Genomic DNA, 25560 nt, shown 5'->3' with positions numbered 1-25560 from the left:
AGCAGGGCGTCACCACAAGACACACCGGTCTCCCTTCAACCGTCGAATGGAGCGTGACCCTCATGTCCACCACCCCTCGCATCGCGATCGCCGGCGCCGGCTTAGGCGGTCTCGTCTGCGCTCGTGTCCTGCAGCAGCACGGCGTGCCGGTCACGGTGTTCGAGCGTGATACCGACGCGCACTCCCGCTCGCAGGGCGGCACCCTCGACATCCACGAAGACACAGGCCAGGCAGCCCTGCACACAGCCGGCCTGTTCGACCAGTTCCTCGCCCTGTCCCGGCCTGAAGGCCAGGAGTGGCGCCTGTACGACCGCCACGCGACCCTGATACGCCACGACCAGGCCGGCGACGACGATCTGAGCAGGCCCGAGATCGACCGCGGACAGCTGCGCGTGCTGCTGCTGGACTCTCTCGCCCCCGGCACGGTCCGCTGGGGACACTCTGTAAGAACCGTCAGCCCACTGCCCAACGGTACCGCCCGCCTGCACCACCATGACCGCGCCGGAGAAGACTTCGACCTGGTCATCGGCGCCGACGGCGCATGGTCCCGAGTGCGCCCCGCGCTCTCCGACGCCCAACCCTTCTACGCCGGTGTCACGTTGGTGGAAGCCCACTTCGACGACGTCGACGGCCGCCACCCCAACATCGCTCACCTGGTCGGTCGCGGCACCATGTCGGCCAAGGCAGGCCGCCGCAGCCTGGTGCTGCAGCGCAACAGCAAGGGACACGTCCGCGCCTACATCAACTTCCGCGGCCCCCGCGACTGGCATGCCGGCCTCGACCTCGCAGACACCCAAGCAGTACGCGCGCGCCTCCTCGCCCAGTACCAGGGCTGGCACGAGAGTCTGCTGGACATCGTGCGCGACAACGACGGCGGTTTCATCAACCGGCCCGTGTTCATCCTTCCCGTTCCCCACTCCTGGCAGCGCGTCCCCGGCATCACCCTGCTCGGCGATGCCGCCCACCTGATGCCGCCCGTCGGCGTCGGTGCGAACCTCGCCCTGCTCGACGGCGCCGAGCTCGCCCGAGCCGTCATTGCCCACTCCGGCATCGACGAGGCACTCGACGCCTACGAGAGCGTCATGCTGCCCCGTGCCGCCGACCACGCGAAGACCGCCCAGCAGATGCTCACCACCCTCATGCCTGACAGCGACTCCGACGATGCAGCCTTCCCCGACAGCCTCTGGCCGGCCGACACCCTCCCCGACTCGCGCCCCGCTCACACCAGCTGAGCTAGGCCGACAAGGCGCCCCCGGCCTCCGCCGACGGGGTTGCTGCCAGAAGTGATCCCAGCGACGGCCGAGTGGTTCGCGTGAGTGCTTCAGCTGGCGAAGCCCGCCAGGTGAAGCACTCGGTCACACGTGCAGCGGTGCCTGCCCGAGTCTGCGGGGCCCTCGCTCGTCGCGGGGCCGAGGCTGGTCATGGAGACACCGGACTCGGAGGCTTCGGATGGTGCTGCGGCCGCCGGTGGATCCGATGCCGGCGCAGGCCGCCGAGGCGCTTCCGGGCCCGGCCGTACTGCGGACGGGCGTGGCCTATGAGCAGAAGTCTTGTTCACCCCGGCCGGGCCGGGTGGGCGGATGCTGCTCCAGACCCGGCGCGGGTCCCTGGTTCAGGACCGCTGGCCGGACCTCCTGGCGGCCGCCGAGGCGCAGCTCCCCGCCAGCCTGGTCCTGGACGGCGAACTCCTGGTCTGGGACGTCACAGAGGGCCGGTTGTCGTTCGAGGCATTGCAGCACCGTGCCTCCGCCCGCGGCCGCAGCGCTCCGGGCCTGGCCGCGAAGTGGCCGGCCTACTTCGTCGCCTTCGCCGTCCTGCAACTGGACGGTCAGGAGCTGCTCACGCGTCCGTACGCCGCGCCCTGCTGGAGGCCCTCTCCGACGAGCACGCCCTGACGGCCCCGTGGACGCTCTGCGCGATGACCACGGACCTGGCCAACGCCCGCGAATGGCCTCAGACCTGGACGGATGGATGTGTGCCTGCCGCCTCCTCGGCCGTGCGGCCGCCGGCCGCTGGGCGGCCTGCCCGCTGCAGGGGCCGGGCGACGGGAACCGTCGGGTCTCTCGTGAGCAGCACCTTCGGTGGCGGCGCCGCGTTCTACAAGGTGATCACCGATACGTGCGGTGCCGAGAGCGGGAATGGGTGGACGAGCATGCCGGATCAGGAGAACGACCCCGCGGCCGGTGCTGTACGGGGAGAGGGGGAGCGGACCGAGTTCGACGTGGTCCTGGCCGAAGGGGGCGCTATGAAGGTCAATGTCATCAAGGCTCTTCGCGAGGTCACCGGGATGGGCTTGGCGCAGGCCAAGGAGAAGGTGGACGGTGCCCCTTCCGTCATCGTGGAGGCGGTGAGCTGGGAGGCGGCCGCGGATGTCAAGGCGAAGCTCGAGTCGGCGGGAGGCAGGGTCGAGCTGCGATAGGCGTTTCCCGGGGGCCAGATGACCGTTGAGGGATGGCCGTCGTGGCCGTCATAGCCGACGCCCTCGTACCACAGGAGCGACTCGACGCGCATCCGCTGTATCAGTTCCAGACGTACGTCCAGGGCACGTCGTCCGTCAGGGCGAGGGCGGCATCGGCACGGGCGGCGGGGGAGCCGGTCGTGCCGGCACCGTAGCCGCGCGGGACGGGCGGCATCCCGTAGTCGACGGCCGGCCGGTCGGGCCGGGAGCTGCGCCGGTCCGCCGAACTGCGCGTCCGCGCAGCCCTCGCAGGGCGGGCGGCCCGTACCGGCCCGCGCGGTCGAACCGTCCTTCCGCACCCCCTGGAACATGATCGTCTGCCCGGACGGCACTGTGCACGACGTCGCACCCCCCGACCCGCCCGCAGACCCGCGCCCCCGCCGCCGGCTCCCACCGCCGGGCCGATGCCCGTCCCCCTGGCGCCCGGCCGCCACCCTCGTTCCCCGACGAGCACCGGGCCGCCTGGTCGGCGCTGTGGGCCGTCCACGCGGCCGGAGACGCGCCCACCGCGGTCGTCCTCGCGCACCGCCTGGAGACGCAGCCCGAAGCGGAGCACGGGCCGACCCACCCGGACACCATCACCGTCCTGACGGACCGAGCCTGGTCCAGGCCGGCCCGGCGCAGGAACTCCATGCCGGCCGGCGGGGCGTACCCGCCGCCGCGCCCGGGGCCGACGGGCACGTACGGGTGACCGGGGCGCGCTCAGCGGCCGCGCAAGCATTTCGGGTGAACAGCGGGCGGGCCGGGGGGCCACCGGTCGGCGAACGTGATGATCTCGGCGGTGTCATCCCGCCGGCACCCGCGCACGCCGTGAGCCCCACGCAGGACGCGTACGCCGGAGCGGTCCCGTAGACGGCAGACAGGAACAGAACAGTGCCCGAGCAAGCCACCGCCACCGTGACCGATACGGCCAAGCGGCGCATCTTCGCCATGCTCGACAGGGACGGCGACGGTGCCATCACCCACACGGAGTACCTCGCGCGGGTCGACCGGGCGGCGGCGGCCATGGGCCGAGGCGCCGACGAGCCCGTGGTACACACGGCACGCGCCGCGCACGAGGAGGTGTTCGCGGACATGGACGCCGACCACGACGGCCGGGTCACCTTCGAGGAATACCGCACCTGGGCCGGACACGACGCATTCGAGCGGTCCTGCCGGCCGGCCCTCGGCTCGCTCTTCGACGTCGCCGACCACGACCTTGACGGCCGGCTCACCCGCGAGGAGTTCACGCGGCTGCGCATGGCGTCCCACAACACCGAGGCCGGCGCCGGCCAGGCCTTCGACGACCTCGACACCGACGGCGACGGCCTCGTCGACCGCGACGACTACCTCGCCGCCATCCACGACTACGTCACCACCGGCTCCTCCCCCATGGCGGCCGCCTACCGAACCTTCTCCCATCCCTGAGCCAACCCCTCCCGCCCGGCAGGGCGAGGGCGCAGCCGGGCCTCCGACCGGGCCACACGCATCCCCATCGGCGCCACGCAACACCACACGACCTTGCGGGGCGCCATGATGCCGACGAGCCGGGCAACCCGTCACGCCCAGTCCACCCCCAGCTGCACGAGGGAGGCGGGCTGGTCGGTGGCGAGTTCGTCGCGTCGGGTTTGGCGCTGGAGACCCATACGCCGCCACGGGAGCGGTGCTTCTCCTGTACGACGAGAGGCAGGCCGCGGGCCGGCTGACGGAGGCGTTGGGGGTGCCGGCCGAGGGTGACCGCGGCGCCGGTCGGCCACCTCGCCCGCGCCGGCCTCCTCGTCTGTCTCGGCGGGGACCCGGAGTTCCCCGACGTCCACCCGGACCAGGTCGCCACCCTCGCCCGCCGCCGGGACCTGCCCGCCCTTCTGGACCGGCACGTGCCCCTCGGCCCGGACCAGGCCGCCCACCGCCTCGGGGTTCGCCGCGTCGACTTCGACGCCGTGGTGTGCCTCGGCTGGGTGGCCCCGGTCGGCTCGGTGACGGTCGACTACAAGCACCACGGCGGCGTCACCGTCGTCCCGCTCCACTCGGCCGAGGAGGTGGCGCTGCTCCCTGTGGTGCGGCTGTTGGTGGACGGGCGGTGTACGCGGCTCCTTCGGGCGCCCGCTCCCCGTTTGCCGGTCTGGACCGGGTGGTGGCTCTACCTGGGCCGACTGGCGTCCTCTTCATTCCAGACCGAGATAATGTGACCGGTTCCGTACTGCTCGATGACTGCTTCTCGGGCTGCGTCTGATGATGAAGCCATCAGGCGCAATGGGATGTCCGGCTGGCCAGTGATTCGGATGAATCCGATGTACTCGCGCATGGGCTCTTCTGATTCGACGTCCATGATGACTCCCGTGGATTTCCCTTGGGGTTCTTGGCAGATCGTGCTGTGAGAGAAGGCTCCGATGATAGTGCCGGGGCCTTCTGTGAAGCAGGGCGGCGTCACCACGGTCGCGCTGTAATCCGCCGAGGAGGTCGCCCTGCTTCCGGTGGTGCGGCCGTGGGTGGACTGGCGGGCGGTGTACGCCGCCCCGGCGGGCGCCCGCTCCCCGCTCGCCGGGCTGAACCCGGTTGTCCCGGGCCGGGACTGGGTGCTGCTGGCGGAGATCGCGAGGATGGTCCGGGTGGGCCGGGCCGCGGTGCAGAGTTGGCGCCGCCGCTACGCCGACTTCCCCGTCCCTGCTGGCGGTACGGACGTGCACCCGCAGTTCGACCGGGCGGCGGTCGTGGCGTGGCTGCTGGCCCACGACAAGATCGGGGTCCCGATGGGGATGCCGTCCGCGTCGCTCACCATGGTGGGCCCGGGGCGGCGCACGGTCCGGTTCCAGCTCGACGGCCCGCACCTGGTCTTGGACGAGGACGCGGCGGGGGAGGACGTGCTGTCGGGCTGGTCGACCGACGAGGACGCCGATGCCCTGGCCGTCCTGGCCGAGGGCGAGTTCGGGGCGGCGCTGGGCCGGCTGACTATGCCGGGGACGGTGCCGTTGGCGGTGCTGGGCCGGTGCGGGTGGTCGAGCTGTGCCGGTTGGGGTTGGGTGGTCTGCGGGTGACGTTGGCCTGGCCGGTTCCTTGGGCGATCATGATCCGTACGCGAATTTCGCGGCCAAGTTTCAGGGGGAGACATGACAACAGGAGCGCTGCCACGTCACTACCGGTGCAAACCCGGCAAGAGGCGGTTGATCCTTCTCGCGATGGCCGCCCCTTTCGCCGCGTTCCTCTTCGAAACGTGGACCCAGCCCTTCTCGTTGTGGTTCCAGGTGTCGCTCACCGTGGCGTTCACGTCCCTCTACGGCTGGGTGCTGTACCAGGCCCCGCGCGCCGCCACGTACGTCACCGATGAGAGCGTCATTGTGCGGACTGAGGCCTGGACTCGGCGTGTCGTCTGGAACGACATCTATGACATCCGCAGCGCCCCCGCGCCCCACGACCGTGCCATGACCGTCGCCTACGCCTACCTCACCGATGGCCGACGCGTACGGCTTTCCTACATCGACAACCGCGAACTCGACGAAGCGGCCCTCCTACGGGAGGTGGCACTCCTGCGCTCGCTTCTGGAAGAACGCCGCGAGAGCGCCTGGGCGCCCGATCCGCACTTGGAAGAGCGCATCGCCCGACGCGCGGCCCGCGAGGCGCAGCGTCTGAGGCGGGTCAGCGGCAGAGGATCTGGATCGTGACCACCGCCGGGGTCGCGAGCGCCTCATACTCCAGGGCCTGAAAACAGGCATGGACCGGGCGGGGCTCGCCGCACACGGCGGCGTCACGCAGGCTCGAACTGGCCGCCCTGATGGCAGGCGGGTCCGGGGCGGCGGTGCGCCGGCTGACCGAGCCGGGCACAGTGCCGTTGGCGGCTGGTGGAGCGGTTCCGTTCGGGGCCGGGTGGTCTGCGGGTGACGCTGGCCTGGCCGGCCGGTCTGCGGGGTACGGCGGCGCGGCACGGGGGAGTTGCCCATCACGCGGTCCTGCACGCGGCCGCGGGCGCCGGCTGCGGGTGCGTGCGCCATGCCTGCGGCGGGGTCACTGCCGTGTCCTGGTGCCCGGACCACGGCCCGGCCGAGGGCCGGGCGAGCGAGAACCACATCGAGGGCGGGCTCCACTGCGCGAACCGCGCCCGCGTGCGAGGCCTTGCCCGTCCCTGACCCCTACCCCCGGCTGCCTCGACCGCCCGGGGGCCGGGGTTGGGAGTTCGGGGGACGGGTGCGTGCGGTGCGCGGAAGACTGGCGGTCCGGGCTGTTGAGGGTGAGGAACGGTGGATGGGGACGACGGATCCGGTGCGGCTGGTGCGCGATGCCAGGGACGCGGTCGAGCGCGTGAACAACGCGTTCCTGGACGACGGGGCCAGACTCTCGGCGCCGGCGGTGTCCGCGACGGTGCAGGCGTTGAAGGAGCTGGTGGAGCGGCTGCCGCAGGCCTTGGACCAGGCGGCTGCCGTCATCGAGCTGCTGGGGGCGCGGGAGCGGGTGGTGATGGACACCGGCCAGGACGCCGAGGCGTTCACGGCCGAGGTCGCGGCGCAGCTGCGGGCCGCCGCGACCAGCAGTGAGCAGCTCGCGAAGGAACTGGCGGCCCCGGCTTCGACCTTGTTCCACATGGGCGGCCGCACTGGTGATTGTGGCCGGGCGGGGTGGCCGGTCGACCTGTCCGGAGCCTGGGCACGTGGGCCGACTCCATCACCGGGTCCCGGCCGACGAGGTCCCACCGGCAACCCGTGCCCGGTTCCCACAGCTTCGGGCAGCCGGTCGATTCCGGTGGGTGGGGAGGCGGCGGTGTGGACTACGCGGGGAGGTAGTCCGTCAGGATGCAGCCCTTGACCTTGGCGTCGCGCTTCATGTAGCCGCTGGGGATCTTGCTGTTGAATGTGGGGTCGCACGAGGCGACGAGGAGTCCTGAGGACTTCAGCTGTCGCAGGCCGCCGCCCTCGTTGGGAATGACGGCGAAGTCCGCACCGACCAGGGCGATCGCATCGCCCTCCTTCCCGGCTTCGGCGTTAGCCTTGAGCGCCTGCTGGAACTTCTTCATGTCGGAGATGGAGACCAGGGCCATGTGCCCCTTCTCGGCATCGCAGTACACCTGTTCCTTGACGCCCGCTCCGGCGCCCTTGGGGACGTTCTCGAACGCCGTGCCGCCGTGCCGCTCCTCCGGCGCGTTCGTTTCCAGGTCACTGCACTCGGTGTACTGGTTGACGAAGCGCTCCATCGCGGCGACGTCCTTCGCCTTCGGCAGGGTCTTGCCACCGCTTCCGGTTTCGGCTTCCTCGCTTCCGCAACCGGTGAGGGACGCGAGAGCTATCAGAGCGGCGCTGGCGGTGAGGGTTCTGGGCATGCGCATGGTGTCTCCTTGGGTACGGCCCTCGGCGGGGCTCGCCAGGACTGAGGGTGGGCATCGCATTCAGGCCACGACTGGCCCGCACACATTATCGATGATCATGCCCGGGCCCTGGGCACCAGGCGATGCCCTGCCCCTGGTCCAGAGCCTGTGCCTGTTCCTCCAGATGAGCGAGGAGGAAGGGTTACGGCTGTGGTTCGCCGCACGGCGGTGGCAAGACCCGGGTAGGGGTGGGTGACCCTGTTCGCCCTTCAGTCGAATCGAGAAAGATCGTGCGTCTCCGGCGTACCGTCGCTGCCTCCTTCACCGCTCTTTCCCTCACCGCAGTCCTCGCCTCACCCGCCCACGCTGCGACCGGTGACTTCCACTACCAGTTCGTCGGGTTCTCGGGGGATCGGCAGAGCGCCACGCTGACCGACCCGGCCAGCGGGGAGTGCGTCACGATTCCCGAGGCCGCCGACCCGGGCTCCACCGATCCTGCGTTCGCCCCGCACAACGACACCGACGAGTACGCGGTCGTGTTCACCGGGGCCGACTGCACCGGCGACCCATGGACGCTGCGCCCGCACGGCCAGCCGGCCACCGACCGTCTCGTGCTGCGATCGGTGGTGTTCCTGGCCGGCTGAGGGTCAGGCTGCAGCTTCAGCCGGCCCGTACCCCCGGACAGGGGGTACGGGCCGAGGTCACCGGAGGGGAAACGCCCACGCCGCGCCCGGCGGCCGCAGGCCTCACTCCTCGCCAGAGTCCGTCGCCCAGACGGCCGGTCCGCCGCCGCGCCACGCGATGAGCAGCGTGTCGTCGAGGTCGAGGTCGACGTCGTCGGGGTCGAGGCCGGCCCGGCGCGGGAACTCGAAGATGTCCGCCTCGCCGAGGGCGCGGCCGAGGATCTCGCCGTCGACGCGGACGCGGCGGCCGCCCTGGGCGTCGGGCGGGGAGACGATGACGCGCAGGCCGGGCCTCATGCCTCCACCGTGCCCGTGACCTGTCATTCCAGCACTCCGAGGGCCGTGTCCGGGCGGCAGTGCAGGCACGCGGGAATCCCTTCCGCCAGGGCCCGGCGCGCGGCGTCGGCCGACGCGGGCTTGCACCGGGTACGGGTGTCCCAGCAGCCGCCGACGTGCACCCGCACGGCGGGCCGGCCGGTGCGGATCCCGTGCTCGATGAGCCACTCCGGCGGCGGCGCGGGCCGCCGCTCGCCCTGGGCGGCGAGCAGCTGCTCTTCAGTGGCTATCCAGTCCCGGGTGCGCTGGAGGTCCTGGACCTGGACGCGTTCGAGGAAGCGCAGCATGTCCAGGCGGGGACTGCCGACGGAGTGTTGCGGGACCATGATCAGCTTCCGTGCTGCGCCCGTCGCTGCTCGCGGCAGGTCTCGCAAAGGGGACTCTCGCTCTCTCCGTAACGGGTCGTGGGCCGCCGGCAGCGGACGCAGGGTCCGGTCGGGATCGGCGTGGGCCGCGGGGGTGCGGCGTCGATGGGCCGGCTCATGTCGCGGCCTCCCGTTCTGTCGCAGGGGTGCGGGCGGCGCGGCGCAGCTCGACGCCGCCGGTCCGCCAGCCGGCGGGCCGGCTCCAGTAGGGGTGGGTGCACAGGCGGGCCGACAGGGTGATCAGCCGGCGCCGCAGCGCGGTGGTGCCCGCCCCGGCGGGGGCCTGCACGAGGGCGGCGTAGGTCTGCTGCCACGCCTGTTGCAGGGTGATCAGGTCCTCGGGGAAGCGGAACGGTGATCTCACCACTCTACTAAAACACGTGTTCGATGTTTTTCTGTGCGAGCGGCCCGCCGGAGGTCACCGGCCGCTGCGCCAGGGCGACCCCGGGAACTGTGAGTTGCCGTCGCCTGCGCCCGCAGATGGCCACCTCTCTGGATCCGTAGCGATGCCCCGGAGAGTGACCGGGGATCGGCGAGGGTGAGACTTCTACCCATGAGAGTCAGATGCCTGGAGATCATCCATCCCGACGGCGACTGTCCGGTCGTGGAGTATGACGGGATCCGCGTGGGCGGCGTTTACCCGGTTCTGGAGCTGGTCGCCTACGACATCGATTGCCAGATCCGCGTGCTCGGCCCCGACACACCCGACCCCGGACTGCTCTGGGACCCCATCAACTTCGAGACGGTAGACCCCCGGATACCGCCCGGCTGGACCCTGACCATCACCGACGGCCGCACCCGCCTCGCGGACGCCCGCTGGCAGCGCCCCGGCTTCTGGACTGACTACCACCACGGTGACCCGCAAGCCCTGGCCGACTACGACCACGTGAAGAGCGAACTCCTCGCCCCCGCCCCACCACCCGAGAACTGACCCCTCCGCCCCGGCCCCCTCTCCTGTGTCCGAACCGTCAGGTCAGCAGTTGCCGCCTCCCCGGTGGCCTCGCCACCTTGGCGACGTCGATCGGGTCCTCCAGCCGTGAGCGGATCGCACGGGAGAGCTGGGGCACGGTCCTGCGTCAGAAGCGCATGTCGAAGCCTCTGGCCGCCCTGCCCACCGGCCGCCGAACCTTGGCCGGGTCCGCTGGCTCGATACGCCCATTGCGGCGCGCCAAACCAGTTCCGCCAACCGGCGCCGGGGCATTCCCTTCCCCAACCGACCTCCGGCCGGCGACGGGCCAGATCAACTGAGACAACGGCAGACATCCGCGCCGGAGAGACCAGATCATCTGAGAAACCTGCTCCCCGGTATCTCAACCCATCTGGCTGTCGCAGGTCACGGCCATGGGCACGGACCAGATCATCTGCGACGGGACACCCCCACTCCGGACTATCAGGCTGGGCGGCGTCGGAGGTGTCGGGCCTGGGGGTCACAGCCGAGTACGTCGCACAGCAGCTCCTCCTGGAGCGGCGACAGCGGCGGCAGCCGCGTGAAGGGGTCCTCGACGGGGAGGAGGGTCCGTACCCGGGCGTCCGGGTGGCGCTGCTGCCGGCGGACGTCGACATCCTGTGCGTCGACCAGGCGCAGCTCGATCTCCGCGAGGGCGACGGTGTCGCCGTGGGCGGCGAGGGCGTGGCGTCCGGCGTCGTGCCGGGCCGCGTCCACGCTCGGGTGCACGACGTGCCCCTGCTGCCGGCAGGTGCCGCAGACCCACACGATGCCCACCGGCAGGGCCATCCGCCGGCGCAGCTCCTGCGCGGTCGGCGCGCTGCTGTCCTCGGTCGTCGTCATGCCCGGCCCAACGAGGTTGGGTGGGCGGACGGTACGCCGTCCGGCCTCTTCCGCCGGGCCGCGGGAGCCAGTCTGGGCGCGATGGGCGGTGCGGAGTGGCGAGGAGGGCTTCGAGAGGTGCTGCGGCCGCCGGTGGAGCCGATGTTGGCGCAGGCCGCCGAGGCGCTCCCGGGCCCGGCCGCGCTGCGGGCGGGGGTGGCGTACGAGCAGAAGTTCGACGGGTACCGCGCGCTCCTGTTCACCCCGGCACGCCCGGGCGGGCCGGTGCTGCTCCAGACCCGGCGCAGGTCCCTCGTGCAGGACCGGTGGCCGGACCTGGTGGCGGAGCCGAAGCGCTGCCGTCCGGCCTGGTCCTGGACGGCGAACTGCTCGTCTGGGATGCGGAGGAGGGCCGGCTGTCGTTCGAGGCATTGCAGCGCCGGGCCGCCGCCCGTAGCCGCGGGGCCGCCACCCTGGCCGCCCGCTGGCCGGCCTACTTCGTCGCGTTCGACCTCCTGCAGCAGGGCGGCGAGGAACTGCTGCGACGGCCCTACAGGGACCGCAGGACTGAACTGGAGAAGTTGTTCACCGACCGCGGCCTGACGGCCCCGTGGACGCTGTGCCCGATGACGACCGACTTGGACAAAGCCCGGGAGTGGCTCCAGACCTGGACCGACGTATCCGGAGTTGAAGGTCTGGTCATTAAGCCCCTGACCAGCAAATATCTGGCCGGATATCGAGGTTGGACCAAGATCAGAAGGCGCGACACCACCGAGGCGGTCATCGGCGCGGTCACCGGTACCCTCACCCGCCCACAGCTCCTCGTCCTTGGCCGCTACGACACCACGGGCCGGCTGCGCGCGGTCGGCCGGACGCGGCCCCCCTCGGTCGGCCGTCCGGGAGCGGGCCCCTTACCACAGGCGTGTCAGGCGGATCTCCTCCTTGCGGTTGTCCGGTTCGTCGAACTGCACATCGGTGGACACGGATACCTTGCCGGGGGTGCCGTCAGGCACCCCGAACGCTGCACGCAGCGGGCCCTTGGCGGAGGAACGGAACGTCATGCTGATCGGGACCTGCCCGATCTGGGGATCGACCAGCAGCTGAACGAGGTCGGGCAGCGGCGCGCCGGCCAGGTTGATGAACCGGAAGTCCAGCTGGGCGTCACCCAGCGTCGCGTGCTTCCCCGCGACGACCTCTGGGACGGACCGGCCGAACAGCAAGGGGCCGTTCGCCACCTCACAGCCCTGCACGACGTACGTGAGGGCGTTCTTGGCGTGCAGCCGGATCCGGACGTCGGTCCCGCCATCCGGCCGGGGGGACTCGGTGACCGTGCCCGTCACCCGGGTGCCCAGCCGTTGCGTGCCGCCGGACTGCTGCCGGATCACTTCTGCCGCCAGTCCGGCGTAGTCGACCAGGGCGCAGCTGTCCGGGTCCAGGTCGCTCCACACGAGGAAGTTGGGCACGCCCGGCACCAGCTCGGCGCAGCCGCCCTCGCCGTCGGGCAGGCAGAAGGTGCCCTGCGCCTTGAGGAATTCGGCGAACCTCTGGTCGGCGTCCCCGGTGGCACCCGCCGCGTGCGCGGGCAGCACCAGCGCGAGACAAGCGAACAGCACCGCGCACAGTGCACGCAGCGTGGTGCGTGGTGAGCGGGAGCGATTGCGGGGCGGGCGGCGGTGCGGCATGGGGCTCCTTGCCGGGCGTCGGGGAGCGTGCCGGCGCACGGGATCCCCACCCTTGCCGGAGACCCCAGACACTAGGGGCAGTAGTTGCCGCGAGCGACCCGGGCCTCACTCTCGGGTGAAGACCCTGCGCCATCCTGCCGGGCCGGGCCGGGCCGGGCCGCGGCGCGTCGCTACGGCGCGAAGTCCCTTCCTGCGGCGGCGGCGCTCCTTGGCTCCATCGGTCCTGCGCGGTCTCTGGTACTCGCGGCATCGCCACCATCTGAGGTACCTGGCGTAGGCCTTGATGAGGGCGGTGGTGGAGTGGACGAGCCATTCGTCGAGGAGGTCTTGGAGCTGGGGGACGGTGTAGCGGGCCTCGCGGTGGGTGTCGGTGTCTGCGTAGTCGTTGAGGTGCTCGGCAAGGTTCGGATGAACGGCGGGTCAGTCGGCCGGGGTGTGGCGGCGCGGTTCCAGGCGGATCTCGTCCCTGCGGTTCTCGGGTTCGGCGAAGGTGACGTCGCTGTGGATGACGGTGGTTCCGGGTGTGCCTTCGGGGAGGCCGGAGGCCGCGCGCAGGGGTCCCCTGGCGGTGGCGTGGAAGGTCATGCGGAGCGGTACCTGATCGAGGTGCGGGTCGACCAGGAGCTGGACGAGGTCGGGCAGCTGCCCGCCGGGCGGGAAGTTGTTGATGAACGTGAGGTCCAGCCGGGCCTCACTGGTCGTGGCGGGTCTGCCCGCGAGGACTTCGGGGACGGACCGGCCGAAGCTGAGCGGGCCGTCCGCGAGTTCGCAGCCCTGCGTCACGTAGGTGAGTGCCTTTCTCGCGTGCAGCCGGACTCGGACATCGGCCCCGCCGTCGGTGCGCGCCTTCTCGGTGACCGTGCCGGTCACCGAGGTGTCCAGGCCGATCCGTCCGCCCGACTGCTGTCGGATGGCCCCGGCGGCCAGGCCCGCGTAGTCCACGAGCGCGCAGGAGCTGGCGTCCTGGTTGCTCCAGCCGAGCATGTTGGGAATGCCGGGCAGGAAGTACGCGCAGCCGCCCTCACCGTCCGGCACGCAGAAGGTGCCCTGGGCCTTCAGGAACTCGGCGAACCGGTCTGACGGCTGGTCGGCGGCCGATGCGGGCGCGAGCGGCACCAGCACCGCGAAGCAGGCCAGCCCGGCAAGCAGGGTCTTGCGGAGGGTGCGTCTGGGCCGTCGGGACGTGCGAGCGGGCATCGGCCGGTTCCCTTCAGGGGCGGGGCGGGGCGGGGCGGACGCTGGGGACGCTATGGCTCGGTGGAGGGCCCGGCGAGCCGGGCCCCGCAAGTGGGTGAGCCGGTACGCCCGGGTGGACGGCCTGCGCCGCAAGTAGGCCAACGGTGCCGCAGCGATCGAGGCCGGCAGAGCGGACCCGGGCCGGCGGTAGGGGGCCGTCAGTGCTTCCGCGTCAGGCGAGCGCGGCCGCCGGGTCGGACTCGGTCCCGTCATGCGCTCCCGACTCCGCGCTCCCCCGCCCGGCCGCATTGGCTCGCCTGTTTGCGGGACCCGGCTCGCCGCGCGGCCCTCGGCCCCCTAGCGTCCGCAGCATCCGACCTCCCGACGGAAACCGAGACCCGGTGTTTTCCCACGCACCCCGACTGCCCTTGAGCGCCCTCCGCCGGGCCCTGCTCGCCGGGCTGTCCTGCCTGGCCGTGCTGTCGCCCTCCGCACCCGCCACAGCCGCCACTGTGCCCGCGCCGGCCGCTGAGCTGCCGCAGGGACGGTTCGCTGACTTCCTCAAGGTCCAGGGCACGTTCTGCCTACCGGACGGCGCAGGCGGCTGCGCGTACATCCTGCCGGGCGTGCCCAACATGCTCTACTGGGGTGACCTGGACTCTCCGGAGGACTGCGCGCTCGTCGACTACGCCGGTCTGGCAGCCGAGGCCGTCCGCCAACAGTCGGGGGGACGGATCAGCCTGGGCACCTCGGTGACCGGCACGGTCAGCGAGCGGCCCCGCACCGACGGCAACACCGACGTCCGGATCCGGCTGCACACCGAGAAGGCGCTCACGTACGTGGTGAAGGACTGCGACCTCGTGAACGGCGCGCCGCTCTTCGGCCGGTCCGTCGCCGAGGTCCTCGCGGGCACGCGGGCGACGTTGGGCGAGGCCCGGCTGGACCTCGAGTTGATCAACAATGTTCCGCCGGGCGGGGAGCTGCCCGACCTCGTCCAGCTCCTGGTCGACCCGCACCTTGACCAGGTGCCGGTCCGACTGACGTTCCGCGCCACGGCCGCAGGCCCCCTGCGAGCGGCCTTCGGCGTGCCCGACGGCACACCCGGCAAGGCCACCGTCGACAACAGGTTCGTCTTCGCCGACATCGACAACCGCAGGCAGGAGATCCGCCTTCAGCCGCGCAAGAGCGCCCCCGCCCCGGGTGCCGACTGACCCCGGCGCAACCCGGCAGGCCGTGCCTCGCGTCCGGCCGGTGTGTTGTCGGGCAGGCCGGGGACCGGGAGCGCGGTGCTGGCGTCCGCGACGCGCAACCGGACCTGATCCTCCTGGGCCAGGCGCCCTCGCAGCTTGAACACCGGGGCGCAGAGCCAAGACGATGACCTCCCGTCCGGCCAGGGCTCGCCCACCACGGCTGTCGGTACGGCTCGTCAGCCGGGCATGGAGATGCGGGAGCGGTTGCCTTTCGGGGTGCGGGCCGGGGCCGCGGTGGCCTACGTCCGCTGCGGAGTGTGCGGGGCGATGGGGGGCCTTGTCCTGAACGACCAGCCGCTGGCGCCCGCCTTGGCGACAGCGGCTGCGCACGTCGCCCGTGAGCACCCCGGCGAACTCCTGGAGGTGCTCCGGATCGTCCCCACCCTCTTCTTCCCCCCGGAAGACGCCGACGTCGCCGACTTCGTCGCGCAGTACAACGCGCGCAACAACCTCGGCATGGCCCCCCGACCGACGGGCGAAGCCGCCCGCCCCGGACTGCGCCCGGTCGGCTGACGTCCGGCAGAGGCGCGTCCGCCCCTGAGCGGGCGGGGGCCGGGGCGCCGGGCAGACCCTGGGAGACCCCCTGCGCGGGCTGCCACCACACGGTGGCGGCCCGCGCTTCCGTATGCCCGGAGCCGGTCCCGGCGGCGGAGACGCAGGCCGGGTTCGTGTCGCGGGGCGACGCCCCGTAGCCCGCGGGCGGCCGGTCGGTACGGGAGGGCGCAGCTGAGGCGTGGTTCAGGCGTTCCGGCCGATCCCGTAGAGCGCGTCCTCGCCCAGCGCCAGTTCTGTGCCGCGGTCGAAGTACACCAGGTACGGGAACGGTGTGAGGTACTGCCGGACCGCCACCACGGTCCCGTGCGCCCCGGCCAGGACGCGGTACCCCCGCAGGCCGTCCTGTCCTTCCTCGTCGCGTAGTTCCTCGTCGGGGTGCGGCCGGCGACGGTGTGCCGCAGAGCCACCCGGTCGCCCTCGTGCCATAGGAGCGATTCGACGCGCATCCGCCGTGTCAGTTCCAGACGCACCTCCCACGGCACGTCGTCCAGCAGAGCTTGGGCGGCATCGGCACGGGCGGCAAGGAGTCGGTCATGCCGGCACCGTAGCCGCGCGGGAGGGGCGGTGTCCCGTAGTCGACGGCCGGCCGGACGGGCCGGAAGCTGCGCCGGTTCACCGGACTGCGCGTCCGCGCAGCCTCGCAGGGCGGCCTGTACACGCCCGCGCGGTCGAACCGTCCTTCCCCGCCCCGTGGAACGTGACGTCCGGGGGACGGGGGGCCGCCTTGGCGGCCCCCGCCGTCGTCTGCCCGGCACCCGGTCCGCAGTCCCCCGCAGGGGTGATTTCTGTCCTCGCGTGCGCGTAGGCGGTTTGTGCGGTGTGCTCCCAACTCATCCAAGAATCATGACTATTGACAAAAAAATAGGATCTTTCGGTGTCCTGTGCCAATGAACCTTGACCGATTGCCAGTGAAGTTGGACCGACGCGAGTTCGGGCCACCGAAGATTGGCCACGCAGGTCCAGCATGGGCGGCACCCTGATCGAGGAGGAGGAAGCCAACGGAGCACGGACTCCCGGTCGGGGTCGTCTCCGCCTGTCCGGCCCGCATTCGACCGTGGCTGGGAGGCTCCGGCCGTTGGTCATCGTGCGGGGCCGCGACGGGGTAGAAAGCGGCGTCGTCCGGAATGGTCGTCGCGCGCGGTGTACTCCACGTAGAGGGGAGTCGCTAGGAGGCAAGGCGGCCCGTCCGTCGGCAGGGTTGCCAGGACCCTCGCATGCCCGCTCAGCCGGATCGGCTCGGACGCCCATCGGTCATAGCGGTCGTCATCCCCGAACTCCGCGGTCCGGCATAGCACCCAGAGCCCGTAGCCGAGTCCTCCTTCCAGGCCGTCTGGGGGCGTGAACTCGCTGGTCGCGGCCTCGTCCGGTAAGAGAGCGAGCTGGTGCGCGTAGGCGAGCACCGCGTCCATATAGAACCAACCGACTCGCGCCTCCGCTGGTTGACCGGACTGCCAGCGGTCTAGCACGTTCACCGATGAGCCGATTAACACGAACGGAGCCTCCGCCTGAGTGGTGGCGAAGTACACCAGCCCGGCAAGCGGGTGATGATCGGTACTGTCGTTCGAACGCTCTGTTGTGACCGCGTCCCCGAATCGGAACTCGTCCTCAAACCTGATCCAGTCGCCAGCACGGAGATCCCGTTCGGTACGCTGACGGACCCCCTTCGTCTTCTCGATCATCTTCACAGTGGCATCAAGCAACGCCACTGAGGGGCGCTGCGGTTCGCCTGTCAGGGCAGCCTTGGCCGACGCCACCCCGATGTTGAGCCCCGCTTCGACTTGCAAGCGTCTGCGTACGCCACCTGGGAGCTGCGGAATCAGCGCACGCATCTTGTTCTCTGACAGGTAGAGCAGGTCGCGCATCATCTCTTTTGTCCCCCGAGGCGAGTCGTTACGCAGGACGCCGTCACTGTTCTGTCCCAGCGGCAGGGCTCGCCAAACGGGCAGCAGGTCAGGGGCACCTGCGGCCCGGGCCACAAGAGGACGAGGGCAAGCTCGGCTAGGAGGGGCGCCGCTGGTGTACCGCCTCATCCCGTCTCGGGCACTCGGGCTCCCCCTCCGCAATCCGGGTGCGCCCCTGCTGGACCTGCGCGGTCAGTCTTCGGTGGCATGAACTCGCGTCCGTCCAAGTTCAGTGGCAATCGGTCATGGTTCCTTGGCACAGGATCTTTCGGCATGTTTCCGGTGTGGCCCGGTGGTCGGGCTGCGCCGTTGTGTGATCGGAGTGTGGTTCGGATGGTGCGTTCGGTACGTGAGGTCTACGACGAGGGGCAGGCAGCGGGCCGGTTGCGGGTGCCGGCCACCTCGCCTCACCGAAGTCGGCCGGACTGTTCCACCGCGCCGTCGTGCAGAGCGCACCGTGCGCCACGGGCGGGTCCCGCACCCGGGAGGAAGCCGAACGCGAGGCCGAGACCACCGTCGAGAGGCTGCGGACGACGGGGGCGTGCAACGAGCACGAGGGCGCGGCGGCCTGCTTCCGGCGGACCGGTCCGGGCACGCTCATGGAGGCGTACGGGACCTCGAAGGAGCCCCGTCCGGTCGCCGGCACCGAACTGATGCCGCTGGCCCCCGCCGACGCCCTGCGCACCGGGAAGTTCAACCGGGTCCCGGTCCTCATCGGGGTCAACCACGACGAGGAGCGCGGCCGGATGCTCGGCGAGGAGCTGGAGCACGGACCCGTACGGCCCGAGGCGTACGAGGCCAAGGTGCGCGAGGAGTTCCCCACGGCGGCCGACGCCGTCCTGGCGCGCTACCCGTTGAGCCGCTTCGGCTCGGCCGGAGAGGCCCTGGCGGCGGCCCTGACCGACCGCGACTGGTCGGTGCCGACGCTGGACACCGCCCGGCTGCTGGCGCAGTGGACGCCGACCCGGATGTACGAGTTCAGCGAGCGCGACACCGCCGCATGGGCGGGCTCCCCGCCGCTCAGCTTCGCGCCCCGCGCCTCGCACATGTCGGAGCTGCCCTTCCTCTTCGACCTCAAGCTGCCCCTGCACGAGAAGTTGACGACGAAGCAGGAGCGCCTCGGTGAGCGGATGACGGACACCTGGGTGAGGTTCGCCGAGACCGGGACGACGGACTGGCCCGGCTTCCGCAGCGGCGGCTACGTGCAGTCGCTGGCCTCGGGGCCGTGGCACCGTACGGACTTCGCCAAGGCCCATGACTATGGGTTCTGGAAGAACCTCCGCTGACGCCAAGTGCAACTTCTCGGGAGGCTGCTCAAGGGGCAGTTGACGGGCGTCACGGACTCTGCACGGGCCGGCGACGGCAGGGTTCGCCAGGCTGTCGGGCACTCAGCGGGGCCGACGGTGACGGACGTGTCGTCCGGCTGGTGCAGGTGAGTGTCGTCGCATGGCCAGGCGGCGTGGCGTGCGCTCGTGCACCTCAACACCCTGCTCCTGCAGCAGGTCGTCGCCGAGCCGACGTGGGCGAAGAAGCTGTCGGACGAGGACCGGCGCGGACTGACCGCGCTGTTCTGGTCGAACATCAACCCCTATGGCACGTTCCGCCTCGACATGGACAGACGGCTCGACCTGCTGCTTCCGGTCCCCGTCCCGCACCCCCGGCATGCCGATGACCGAGCGGATTCCATGGCCCTTCGCGACTGATCGTGTGAGAGGCCATGGAATCCGTTCAGTCGGCACGCCGGCTGAACGGTGGGGCCTACGCGGGCTTCACCAGGGTGCGCTGCTCACAGGGGCGAAGGCCGCTCCATGAAGCATGCCGTCGGCATGCCCGGGATGGCGCTCACGGCGCCGACCGCCTCATCCGGTGATCCGGTATGTCACGTGGGTCACCTTCGGCGAGCCGACCGTGCGTACGGGTTCAAGGCGCAGTTCGGGGGAGACACCGTCGAGGAGGCGGGTGCCTGCGCCGAGGATCACCGGGGCCAGGTGGAGCTCCAGTTCGTTCAGGAGCCCGGCGGCGAGGAACTGCCGTACGGTGTCGGCGCCTCCGGAGACCTGGACGTCCTTCTCCCCGGCGGCCTCGCGGGCGAGCGCCAGGGCGGCTTCGGGGCCCTCGGTGACGAAGTGGAAGGTGGTGCCGCCCTGCCGTACCCACGGCTCGCGCGGGGTGTGGGTGAGGACGAACACGGGCGCGCGGAACGGCGGCGGATCGGGCCAGCCGGCCTCCCCCTCGTCGAACATGCGGCGGCCCATGATGTAGGCCCCGGCGCGCTCGAAGGTCGCGCGCACGATGTCGTCGTCCTGGTTGCCGGCGGTACCGCCGGTCATGCTCTGGCGTTCCCGCCATGCCTCGGCCGCCTCGGCCCACTCGTGGATGCGCAGGCCGCCGTCGCCCAGGGGGTTTTGGGGGTGGGAGTTCGGGCCCGCGACGAACCCGTCGAGGGACATGCCCAGGCTCGCGAATACCGTGCTCACGCCGCGTGCTCCCCGGAGAAGAAGGCGGCCAGGGCCGGGGCCAGCGCCTCGGGGGCGATGGCGTGCTCCTCGCCCGGGAAGACGCGCAGGGTGAAGTTCTGGCCCGCCGCGGCGAGTTCCCGCGCGCCGGTCAGCATGTGGGGCGCGCCCGCGTCGCCGCTGCCGACCAGGACGGGCACGGTCACCGATGCCCAGCGGTCGACCGGGAGGGGACGCCCTGACATGGTGTCGCCCATGATCCGGCCGTCGTAGGGGAGGGTATTGGCGACGGCTTCCATGCCCGCCCAGAACGGGGCCTGCCGCATGCCCGCGACGACCTCGTCGGGCAGGCCGACCGCCGCCGTCATGAAGTAGGCGGCGGCGTCCCCGTACGCCTCGCGGCCCACGAGCTCCGTCAGGTGCTCCACGTAGTCGGCGGGCAGCGGCGGCCGGCTGTCGTCGGTGATGAACGGCGGCTCGTACAGCGCGAGGCGCGACACGGCACTGCCCAGTGCGGCGGCCGCCTCCAGGGCGAGGACGGCACCCGAGGACATGCCGAAGGCCATGGCCGACCCGCCGGCGGGCCCCTGGATCAGCGCGTCGAGGTCCTCGATCTCGCGCCGCACGTCGTACGCCCGCCCGTCCCCGCTGTCGCCGCGGCCCCTGCGGTCGTAGGTGATCACCGTGAAGTGCTCGGCCAGCAGGCCGGCGAGTTCGGCGGAGGCGCCGCGGGTCATGAAAGCTCCGCCTACAAGCACCACCACCGGGCCCGACCCCTGCTGCTCGAAGGCGATGGTCGTGCCGTCGGCCGAGAACACCTTGTCCATGTGAAACCCCCATTGAAGTGCGGTGAAGAACGGAAGCCCTGCGCTTGGAACTGGACGGTACAGTACTAGAATGGGTACTGATCAGTCCAGTACTCTTCTCGGGAAGGGCAGAGGCGGATGGAAGAGAGAGGGAGTCGAAGATGGACAGCAGGTCGGCGCGCAAGCACCAGGCGATCATGGACGCCGCGACCACCGTGTTCCTGGACAAGGGGTACTCGGGGACGAGCATGGACGACATCGCCAAACTGGCCGTGGTGTCCAAGCAGACGGTCTACAAGCACTTCTCCGACAAGGAGAAGCTCTTCGCCGACATCGTCCTGGCCACCACCGACCGGCTCGACACCGAGATCGACCTGCTCGCCGGCATCCCGGTCGACGCCGACAACCTGGAAGAGAACCTGACCCGGCTCGCCCGCCAGTTCCTGACCACCCTCACCCACCCCCGGGTGATCCAGCTGCGGCGCCTGATCATCGCGAACGCCGACGTCTTCCCGGACCTGGGCGCCGCCTGGTACGAGCGGGGCTTCGAACGGGGGCTCGCCACGCTGGCGGCGACCTTCCAGCGCCTGGCCGACCAGGGGCTGCTCCACATCGACGACGCACTCCTGGCCGCCAACCACTTCTCCGGGCTACTGCTGTGGATTCCGGTGAACAAGGCCATGTTCACCGGCCGTACCCAGCACACCGAGGCCGACCTCGACCGCCACGCCGCCACCGGCACCCGCGTCTTCCTCGCCGCCTACCGCTGACGCCCGCTGCCACGACCTACCCCCACCAGACGAGCCCCTGAGGATTCCCATGGCCCTGACATGGTCCGAGCGCACCGTGGTACGCGACGGCGTACGCATCTCCTGCCGTGACTGGGGCGGGTCGGGACCGCCCGTCGTCCTGCTGCACGGCCTGGCCGGCCACGCCGGCGAATGGGACACGACGGCCCGGCACCTGCGTGGCAGGCACCGCGTCGTCGCTGTCGACCAGCGCGGCCACGGGGCCAGCGAGCGGCACCCCGGCGACTGCACACGCGCCGCATACGTCGCCGACGTCCTCGCCGTCCTCGATCAGCTGGAACTCCGGCAGCCCGTGCTCGTCGGCCAGTCGCTCGGCGGCCTCACCGCCATGCTCACCGCCGCCGCCCACCCCGATCTCGTCCATGCGCTCGTCATGGTCGAAGCCGGTCCCGGCGGGTCGAGTCCGGAGGCCGTCGCCGAGATCGACGCATGGTTCGCCTCATGGCCGACACCCTTCCCGTCGAGGGAGGCGGCCGTGGAGTTCTTCGGCGGCGGCCCGGTCGGTGAGGGCTGGGCCGACGGACTGGAGGAACGGAACGGCGGATGGTGGCCGCGCTTCGACCGTCACGTGATGGCCGACTCCCTGTCCGAGAACGCCCGGCGGTCCTACTGGAACGAGTGGGCCGGCATCACCTGCCCGACTCTGGTCGTCCTCGGCCAATCCGGCATCATCACCCCGGAGGAATCCGGACGGATGCTTCAGCAGCGCCCCGAAACGGCGGCCCTGAGCATCCCGGGGGCAGGACATGACCTCCACCTGGAACACCCTGACACCCTGCGAGAAGCACTCCAGCAGTTCCTCCACGACCCCGCCCAGAAGCGGACCTGACCCCGGGCACTCGGCTGCGGCAAGTCGAAGTGTCGGCAAACGACGGCGCGTTCGGTACGTGAGGTCTACGACGAGGGGCAGGCCGCGGGGCCGGCTGCGGGTGCCGGTGGCGGCCTGGCGGTGGGCGGCCGGTACCGGCCTGGTCCCGCCGGCGGACGCCGGCCCGGGGCGGTGGGCGCGGGCGGCGGTGGAGGCCGCCGACCCGGAGGCGGTACGGGCGGCGCTGCGGGGCCCGATGGGCGCGGGGGTTGCGGCGGACTGGCTGACGGAGGCCCTGGGGGGCCGTTGCGGTGCCGGCCGCGGGTGACCGCCTCGGCGGTCGGCCGTCTCGTCCGCGCCGGGCTCCTCGTCTGTCTCGGCGGGGACCCGGAGTTCCCCGACGTGCACCCGGACGAGGTGGCCGCCCTCGCCCGCCGGCGGGACCTGCCGGTGCTGCTGGACCGGTACGTTCCGCTCGGCCCGGACCAGGCCGCCCGCCGGCTCGGGGTTCGCCGTACCGACTTCGACGCCGTGGTGCGCCTCGGGTGGGTCGCCCCGGTGGGTTCGGTGGAGATCGACTACAAGCACCACGGTGGCGTCACGACGGTCCCGTTGTACTCGGCCGAGGACGTCGCGCTGCTCCCGGTCGTGCGGCCAGCAGTGGACTGGCGGACGGTGTACGCCGCCCCGGCGGGCGCCCGCTCGCCGCTCTGGCCCAGGTCGTCCCGGGCCGGGACCGGGTCTTGCTGGCGGAGATCGCGAGGATGGTTCGGGTGGGCCGGGCTGCGGTGCGGAGCTGGCGCCGCCGCGACGCGGACTTCCCCGCCCCGGCCGGTGGTATGGACGTGCATCCGCAGTTCGACCGGGCGGCCGTGGTGGCGTGGCTGCTGGCGCACGACAAGATCGGGGTCCCCATCGGGATGCCGTCGGCGTCGCTGACCGTGGTGGGCCCGCGGCGCGGCACGGCCCGCTTCCGCCTTGACGGCCCGCACCTCGTCTTGACCGAGGACGCCGAAGGGGAGGACGTGCTGTCCGGCTGGTCTACCGACGAGGACGCCGACGCGCTGGCCGCCCTGAGCCTGGACCGCGCCGTGTACGCCTGCGAGCGGCACCGGGAGACAGCCGAGGACCGATGGCTGCGGGGCCTCGCCCCGGAGACCCATCCGGCCCGGGGACGGCTGTCCTGGTGCGGGACGTTCACCGACTACGACGACGAGGCCGGCGGGTGACCGGTGAGGAGAGCACGAACCGGGGCCTGCCTAACGGCCTCCCGGGGGTCAATCTAAGATTTTGGAATGACCCCGAAGCGTGTTCATGCCCCGGGGCGCAGGTCGGTTTCCGTGCTGTTGGTGAGCGTGTCCAAGAGAAGGTCTGCAACCTCAGCGGGGGGCTTGTCGTACTGCTCGGCCTCCGCTGCGATCCACGCGCTCAGGCGGGCAACCTGGGCCTTGGACATCATCCAGCCGTATTCCTCGGCTCCGACCGGGGCTTTCCGGCGGCGCCGGGGGCCCCAGGGGCCGGGCAGCTGCTGAAGGGGACGGCTGGCCCGCCGCCGCGCCACTCGATGAGCTGCACGTTGTCCAGGTGGGCGTCGGCGGGGGCCGGGCCGGCCCGGCGCAGGAATTCCAGGAGGTCGTGTCGGGGCCAAGGGTGCGGCCGAGGATTTTGCGGTCGATGCGTGCGCGGCGTCGGCCTTCGGCGTCCGGCGGGCACTCCGATCACCCCACTCCATGTCCACATCAACGACCGGGACACAGAACAGTCACAGGACCGGCCGGGCAAGTCCTAACTGGCGACCCGTCACTGCAAACCCTCACTGACACGAAACCGGCACATCGCAATCAGTCGACCATCCTTCGCCACCACTTCTGGTTCACCGTGCCGTTCGTTTCCCATATGATCAGCTGCGTGCCCGGCTGCTTCGACTTACCGGGAGGCTCGATGGAAAATGGCCCAATTGGTTCAAGGTTTTGTGCGGTACCCCACGACCAAACCTGACTGTCTGAGTTATTGCAGTACCAGACAATAACAGTTCCAGGATTGTTTCCGTTGTACGATTCGAGGCAACGTCCCTGCAACCCGTTGACCAACATCGGCCGGTTCGTGCCGTAGCCATACCACCATGACCACCATTGGCCCAGTTCGTTCACATTGCAGGTCTCCTGTGTAACCCACGAGCCGGGACCACCCCCGGAACTGGCATGCATGCAGAGGCCCGAGTTGTAATTCCCCAGCATGAACCAGCCGTTGTTCGCCGAAGCAGGTGCAGCGGTGCCCAAGTTCACCCCAAGCAGGCCGAGCATCAACCCGCCAACGGCCGCAAAGCGGCCAAGAACCCGCGAGACGTTCCTCGTCAATAGCATTGCTTCCCGCCTGTCCTCATAGTGGCGCATCCGACACCATGAATAGATTGCTCTCAAATGCCGTCCCGTAGGAATGCGAGGGGCATGGAGACGCGGCTGTCACAGGCCGATGCCACTTGTCGGTGGCCTGCCGGGTGTCGGGCCGGGTTGTTGTCCCGTGGCTTCCGTTCATGCTGTGGCGCCGTCTCAAGCGGAGAATTTAGGCCCGAGCAGCGTGCGATGGTGTGCATGGCGTGCAGGCTTTCTATCCTCTGCGTGCCCCGGAGCAGCCAGGGAGAACGCACGGCGTTCGGTGCGGGCTGAACCTGACCCTAGGACTTGTGCGGCCGCACATTTCCGGCGCGGCCCGATCGTTGGGCCGCGCCGTTGTGCGATCGGAGTGTGGTTCGGATGGTGCGTTCGGTACGTGAGCTCTACGACGAGAACCAGGCCGCGGGCCGGCTGCGGGTCCCCCTGGCCGCCTGGCGGTGGGCGGCCGGTACGGGCTTGGTCCCGGCGGCGGATGCCGGTTCGGGGTTGTGGTCGCGGGCGGTGGTGGAGGCCGCCGACCCGGAGCAGGTCCGCGCGGCGTTGCGGGGTCCGATGGGCGCGGGGGTGGCGGCGGAGCGGCTGACGGAGGCGTTGGGGGAGCCGTTGCGGTGCCGGCCGCGGGTGACCGCGGCGGCGGTCGGCCACCTCGTCCGCGCCGGCTTTCTCGTCTACCTCGGCGGAGCGACCGAGTTCCCCGACGTCCACCCGGATCAGGTGGACGCCCTCGCCCGCCGGCGGGACCTGCCCGTCCTGCTGGACCGTCACGTGCCGCTCGGACCGGATCAGGCAGCCCGTCGGCTCGGGGTCCGCCGCGTCGACTTCGACGCCGTCGTGCGCCTCGGCTG

The 25560-nt window shown here is 71.1% G+C and carries 29 protein-coding genes and 3 pseudogenes; 20 read left to right on the top strand and 12 right to left on the bottom strand.

Features of this window, described 5'->3' with window-relative positions; all coding sequences use genetic code 11:
• Positions 1–62 precede the first annotated feature (62 nt).
• The 8 genes from ACQKM2_RS35875 (at position 63) to ACQKM2_RS35840 (ending at position 7231) form a co-directional block, all read left to right on the top strand.
• Positions 63–1232 (top strand): FAD-dependent oxidoreductase, encoded by a 1170-nt coding sequence (locus ACQKM2_RS35875; RefSeq protein ID WP_427717214.1) that lies wholly within the window; start codon positions 63–65, stop codon positions 1230–1232.
• A gap of 348 nt (positions 1233–1580) precedes the next feature.
• Positions 1581–1895 (top strand): hypothetical protein, encoded by a 315-nt coding sequence (locus tag ACQKM2_RS35870; protein WP_427717213.1) that lies wholly within the window; start codon positions 1581–1583, stop codon positions 1893–1895.
• Positions 1896–2065: 170 nt separating this feature from the next.
• Positions 2066–2419, top strand: a complete 354-nt coding sequence (locus ACQKM2_RS35865; RefSeq protein WP_427717211.1) for a ribosomal protein bL12 — start codon at positions 2066–2068, stop codon at positions 2417–2419.
• 912 nt (positions 2420–3331) lie between these two features.
• The gene (locus ACQKM2_RS35860) at positions 3332–3865 is read left to right on the top strand and encodes an EF-hand domain-containing protein (RefSeq protein WP_427717210.1); all 534 of its coding nucleotides are present in this window, start codon (positions 3332–3334) and stop codon (positions 3863–3865) included.
• A 305-nt stretch (positions 3866–4170) separates the two neighbouring features.
• On the top strand, positions 4171–4626 hold the full coding sequence (locus ACQKM2_RS35855) for a hypothetical protein (protein ID WP_427717208.1): 456 nt from the start codon (positions 4171–4173) through the stop codon (positions 4624–4626).
• Positions 4627–4911: 285 nt separating this feature from the next.
• Complete coding sequence (locus tag ACQKM2_RS35850; RefSeq protein ID WP_427717207.1) at positions 4912–5472, top strand: hypothetical protein; 561 nt, start codon at positions 4912–4914, stop codon at positions 5470–5472.
• Between the two features lie 141 nt (positions 5473–5613).
• Entirely contained in the window at positions 5614–6096 is a 483-nt protein-coding gene (locus ACQKM2_RS35845) for a hypothetical protein (RefSeq protein ID WP_427717206.1), read from the top strand.
• A gap of 577 nt (positions 6097–6673) precedes the next feature.
• Positions 6674–7231 carry a hypothetical protein gene (locus ACQKM2_RS35840; RefSeq protein WP_427717204.1) on the top strand — a complete coding sequence of 186 codons (558 nt, stop codon included), beginning with the start codon at positions 6674–6676 and terminating at the stop codon, positions 7229–7231.
• On the opposite strand, the gene ACQKM2_RS35835 is transcribed toward ACQKM2_RS35840, so the two are convergent.
• Positions 7194–7748, bottom strand: a complete 555-nt coding sequence (locus ACQKM2_RS35835) for a hypothetical protein (RefSeq protein ID WP_427717203.1) — start codon at positions 7746–7748, stop codon at positions 7194–7196. The genes ACQKM2_RS35840 and ACQKM2_RS35835 overlap by 38 nt on opposite strands.
• Before the next feature lie 269 nt (positions 7749–8017).
• Here ACQKM2_RS35835 and ACQKM2_RS35830 point away from each other — a divergent pair, with 269 nt between their 5' ends.
• A complete protein-coding gene (locus tag ACQKM2_RS35830; RefSeq protein ID WP_427717201.1) occupies positions 8018–8371 on the top strand; it encodes a hypothetical protein in 354 nt (117 codons plus the stop codon).
• Positions 8372–8473: 102 nt separating this feature from the next.
• Here the strand turns inward: ACQKM2_RS35830 and ACQKM2_RS35825 are convergent, their stop codons facing one another.
• From ACQKM2_RS35825 to ACQKM2_RS35815, 3 genes are all read right to left on the bottom strand, one after another.
• The gene (locus ACQKM2_RS35825) at positions 8474–8707 is read right to left on the bottom strand and encodes a hypothetical protein (RefSeq protein WP_427717199.1); all 234 of its coding nucleotides are present in this window, start codon (positions 8705–8707) and stop codon (positions 8474–8476) included.
• A gap of 23 nt (positions 8708–8730) precedes the next feature.
• Positions 8731–9072 (bottom strand): DUF6233 domain-containing protein, encoded by a 342-nt coding sequence (locus ACQKM2_RS35820; RefSeq protein ID WP_427717197.1) that lies wholly within the window; start codon positions 9070–9072, stop codon positions 8731–8733.
• Positions 9073–9226: 154 nt separating this feature from the next.
• Positions 9227–9475, bottom strand: a complete 249-nt coding sequence (locus tag ACQKM2_RS35815) for a hypothetical protein (protein WP_427717196.1) — start codon at positions 9473–9475, stop codon at positions 9227–9229.
• Between the two features lie 189 nt (positions 9476–9664).
• Here ACQKM2_RS35815 and ACQKM2_RS35810 point away from each other — a divergent pair, with 189 nt between their 5' ends.
• Complete coding sequence (locus tag ACQKM2_RS35810; protein ID WP_427717194.1) at positions 9665–10042, top strand: hypothetical protein; 378 nt, start codon at positions 9665–9667, stop codon at positions 10040–10042.
• A 459-nt stretch (positions 10043–10501) separates the two neighbouring features.
• On the opposite strand, the gene ACQKM2_RS35805 is transcribed toward ACQKM2_RS35810, so the two are convergent.
• Positions 10502–10900 (bottom strand): hypothetical protein, encoded by a 399-nt coding sequence (locus ACQKM2_RS35805; RefSeq protein ID WP_427717192.1) that lies wholly within the window; start codon positions 10898–10900, stop codon positions 10502–10504.
• Positions 10901–10920: 20 nt separating this feature from the next.
• Here ACQKM2_RS35805 and ACQKM2_RS35800 point away from each other — a divergent pair.
• Positions 10921–11574 (top strand): annotated as a pseudogene (locus tag ACQKM2_RS35800) (hypothetical protein); the annotation flags it as partial.
• 216 nt (positions 11575–11790) lie between these two features.
• Here ACQKM2_RS35800 and ACQKM2_RS35795 read toward each other — a convergent pair.
• Positions 11791–12492, bottom strand: a complete 702-nt coding sequence (locus ACQKM2_RS35795; RefSeq protein ID WP_427717240.1) for a hypothetical protein — start codon at positions 12490–12492, stop codon at positions 11791–11793.
• Between the two features lie 489 nt (positions 12493–12981).
• Complete coding sequence (locus ACQKM2_RS35790) at positions 12982–13758, bottom strand: hypothetical protein (protein WP_427717191.1); 777 nt, start codon at positions 13756–13758, stop codon at positions 12982–12984.
• A 407-nt stretch (positions 13759–14165) separates the two neighbouring features.
• On the opposite strand from ACQKM2_RS35790, the gene ACQKM2_RS35785 reads away from it, so the two are divergent.
• Positions 14166–14948: a hypothetical protein gene (locus tag ACQKM2_RS35785; RefSeq protein ID WP_427717189.1), complete on the top strand. Its 783-nt coding sequence runs from the start codon at positions 14166–14168 to the stop codon at positions 14946–14948.
• A gap of 306 nt (positions 14949–15254) precedes the next feature.
• Positions 15255–15500, top strand: coding sequence for a hypothetical protein (locus tag ACQKM2_RS35780; protein WP_427717188.1), 246 nt, complete (start codon positions 15255–15257; stop codon positions 15498–15500).
• Between the two features lie 225 nt (positions 15501–15725).
• Here the strand turns inward: ACQKM2_RS35780 and ACQKM2_RS35775 are convergent, their stop codons facing one another.
• Both ACQKM2_RS35775 and ACQKM2_RS35770 read right to left on the bottom strand, forming a co-directional pair.
• The gene (locus ACQKM2_RS35775) at positions 15726–15968 is read right to left on the bottom strand and encodes a hypothetical protein (protein ID WP_427717186.1); all 243 of its coding nucleotides are present in this window, start codon (positions 15966–15968) and stop codon (positions 15726–15728) included.
• Positions 15969–16621: 653 nt separating this feature from the next.
• Positions 16622–17404: an SAVMC3_10250 family protein gene (locus tag ACQKM2_RS35770; protein ID WP_427717184.1), complete on the bottom strand. Its 783-nt coding sequence runs from the start codon at positions 17402–17404 to the stop codon at positions 16622–16624.
• Between the two features lie 419 nt (positions 17405–17823).
• Here ACQKM2_RS35770 and ACQKM2_RS35765 point away from each other — a divergent pair.
• Both ACQKM2_RS35765 and ACQKM2_RS35760 read left to right on the top strand, forming a co-directional pair.
• Positions 17824–18729 (top strand): annotated as a pseudogene (locus ACQKM2_RS35765) (carboxylesterase family protein); the annotation flags it as partial.
• 186 nt (positions 18730–18915) lie between these two features.
• Complete coding sequence (locus ACQKM2_RS35760; protein ID WP_427717183.1) at positions 18916–19146, top strand: Tn3 family transposase; 231 nt, start codon at positions 18916–18918, stop codon at positions 19144–19146.
• A 156-nt stretch (positions 19147–19302) separates the two neighbouring features.
• Here the strand turns inward: ACQKM2_RS35760 and ACQKM2_RS35755 are convergent, their stop codons facing one another.
• Entirely contained in the window at positions 19303–19920 is a 618-nt protein-coding gene (locus ACQKM2_RS35755; protein WP_427717181.1) for a dihydrofolate reductase family protein, read from the bottom strand.
• The gene (locus ACQKM2_RS35750; RefSeq protein ID WP_427717179.1) at positions 19917–20726 is read right to left on the bottom strand and encodes an alpha/beta fold hydrolase; all 810 of its coding nucleotides are present in this window, start codon (positions 20724–20726) and stop codon (positions 19917–19919) included. Before ACQKM2_RS35750 ends, ACQKM2_RS35755 begins: the two co-directional genes overlap by 4 nt.
• Before the next feature lie 140 nt (positions 20727–20866).
• Between ACQKM2_RS35750 and ACQKM2_RS35745 the strand changes: the two genes are divergently transcribed.
• The 4 genes from ACQKM2_RS35745 to ACQKM2_RS35730 all read left to right on the top strand — a co-directional run bounded on the left by ACQKM2_RS35745 (position 20867) and on the right by ACQKM2_RS35730 (position 23551).
• Entirely contained in the window at positions 20867–21475 is a 609-nt protein-coding gene (locus ACQKM2_RS35745) for a TetR/AcrR family transcriptional regulator (protein ID WP_427717178.1), read from the top strand.
• Between the two features lie 55 nt (positions 21476–21530).
• Positions 21531–22343, top strand: a complete 813-nt coding sequence (locus ACQKM2_RS35740; RefSeq protein WP_427717239.1) for an alpha/beta fold hydrolase — start codon at positions 21531–21533, stop codon at positions 22341–22343.
• Positions 22344–22401: 58 nt separating this feature from the next.
• A complete protein-coding gene (locus ACQKM2_RS35735; protein ID WP_427717177.1) occupies positions 22402–22650 on the top strand; it encodes a hypothetical protein in 249 nt (82 codons plus the stop codon).
• Positions 22651–23095: 445 nt separating this feature from the next.
• A complete protein-coding gene (locus ACQKM2_RS35730) occupies positions 23096–23551 on the top strand; it encodes a hypothetical protein (RefSeq protein ID WP_427717176.1) in 456 nt (151 codons plus the stop codon).
• Positions 23552–24163: 612 nt separating this feature from the next.
• On the opposite strand, the gene ACQKM2_RS35725 is transcribed toward ACQKM2_RS35730, so the two are convergent.
• Complete coding sequence (locus ACQKM2_RS35725) at positions 24164–24715, bottom strand: RICIN domain-containing protein (RefSeq protein WP_427717175.1); 552 nt, start codon at positions 24713–24715, stop codon at positions 24164–24166.
• A 360-nt stretch (positions 24716–25075) separates the two neighbouring features.
• Between ACQKM2_RS35725 and ACQKM2_RS35720 the strand changes: the two are divergent.
• Positions 25076–25560 (top strand): annotated as a pseudogene (locus ACQKM2_RS35720) (hypothetical protein); the annotation flags it as partial.

It is taken from the genome of Streptomyces sp. NPDC004126 (genome assembly GCF_050275515.1).
Classification (GTDB): Bacteria; Actinomycetota; Actinomycetes; order Streptomycetales; family Streptomycetaceae; genus Streptomyces.
Note: the sequence above shows the minus strand (reverse complement) of the source record. Positions and strands in the feature narration are given on the sequence as shown.

Coding starts and splice junctions, on each gene's coding strand:
- ACQKM2_RS35875 (WP_427717214.1), top strand. CDS start 63: ATGTCCACCACCCCTCGCATCGCGATCGCCGGCGCCGGCTTAGGCGGT.
- ACQKM2_RS35870 (WP_427717213.1), top strand. CDS start 1,581: ATGCTGCTCCAGACCCGGCGCGGGTCCCTGGTTCAGGACCGCTGGCCG.
- ACQKM2_RS35845 (WP_427717206.1), top strand. CDS start 5,614: ATGGCCGCCCCTTTCGCCGCGTTCCTCTTCGAAACGTGGACCCAGCCC.
- ACQKM2_RS35840 (WP_427717204.1), top strand. CDS start 6,674: ATGGGGACGACGGATCCGGTGCGGCTGGTGCGCGATGCCAGGGACGCG.
- ACQKM2_RS35835 (WP_427717203.1), bottom strand. CDS start 7,748: ATGCGCATGCCCAGAACCCTCACCGCCAGCGCCGCTCTGATAGCTCTC.
- ACQKM2_RS35825 (WP_427717199.1), bottom strand. CDS start 8,707: ATGAGGCCCGGCCTGCGCGTCATCGTCTCCCCGCCCGACGCCCAGGGC.
- ACQKM2_RS35820 (WP_427717197.1), bottom strand. CDS start 9,072: ATGGTCCCGCAACACTCCGTCGGCAGTCCCCGCCTGGACATGCTGCGC.
- ACQKM2_RS35810 (WP_427717194.1), top strand. CDS start 9,665: ATGAGAGTCAGATGCCTGGAGATCATCCATCCCGACGGCGACTGTCCG.
- ACQKM2_RS35805 (WP_427717192.1), bottom strand. CDS start 10,900: ATGACGACGACCGAGGACAGCAGCGCGCCGACCGCGCAGGAGCTGCGC.
- ACQKM2_RS35790 (WP_427717191.1), bottom strand. CDS start 13,758: ATGCCCGCTCGCACGTCCCGACGGCCCAGACGCACCCTCCGCAAGACC.
- ACQKM2_RS35780 (WP_427717188.1), top strand. CDS start 15,255: ATGGGGGGCCTTGTCCTGAACGACCAGCCGCTGGCGCCCGCCTTGGCG.
- ACQKM2_RS35775 (WP_427717186.1), bottom strand. CDS start 15,968: ATGGCACGAGGGCGACCGGGTGGCTCTGCGGCACACCGTCGCCGGCCG.
- ACQKM2_RS35770 (WP_427717184.1), bottom strand. CDS start 17,404: ATGCGCGACCTGCTCTACCTGTCAGAGAACAAGATGCGTGCGCTGATT.
- ACQKM2_RS35750 (WP_427717179.1), bottom strand. CDS start 20,726: ATGGACAAGGTGTTCTCGGCCGACGGCACGACCATCGCCTTCGAGCAG.
- ACQKM2_RS35745 (WP_427717178.1), top strand. CDS start 20,867: ATGGACAGCAGGTCGGCGCGCAAGCACCAGGCGATCATGGACGCCGCG.
- ACQKM2_RS35725 (WP_427717175.1), bottom strand. CDS start 24,715: ATGCGCCACTATGAGGACAGGCGGGAAGCAATGCTATTGACGAGGAAC.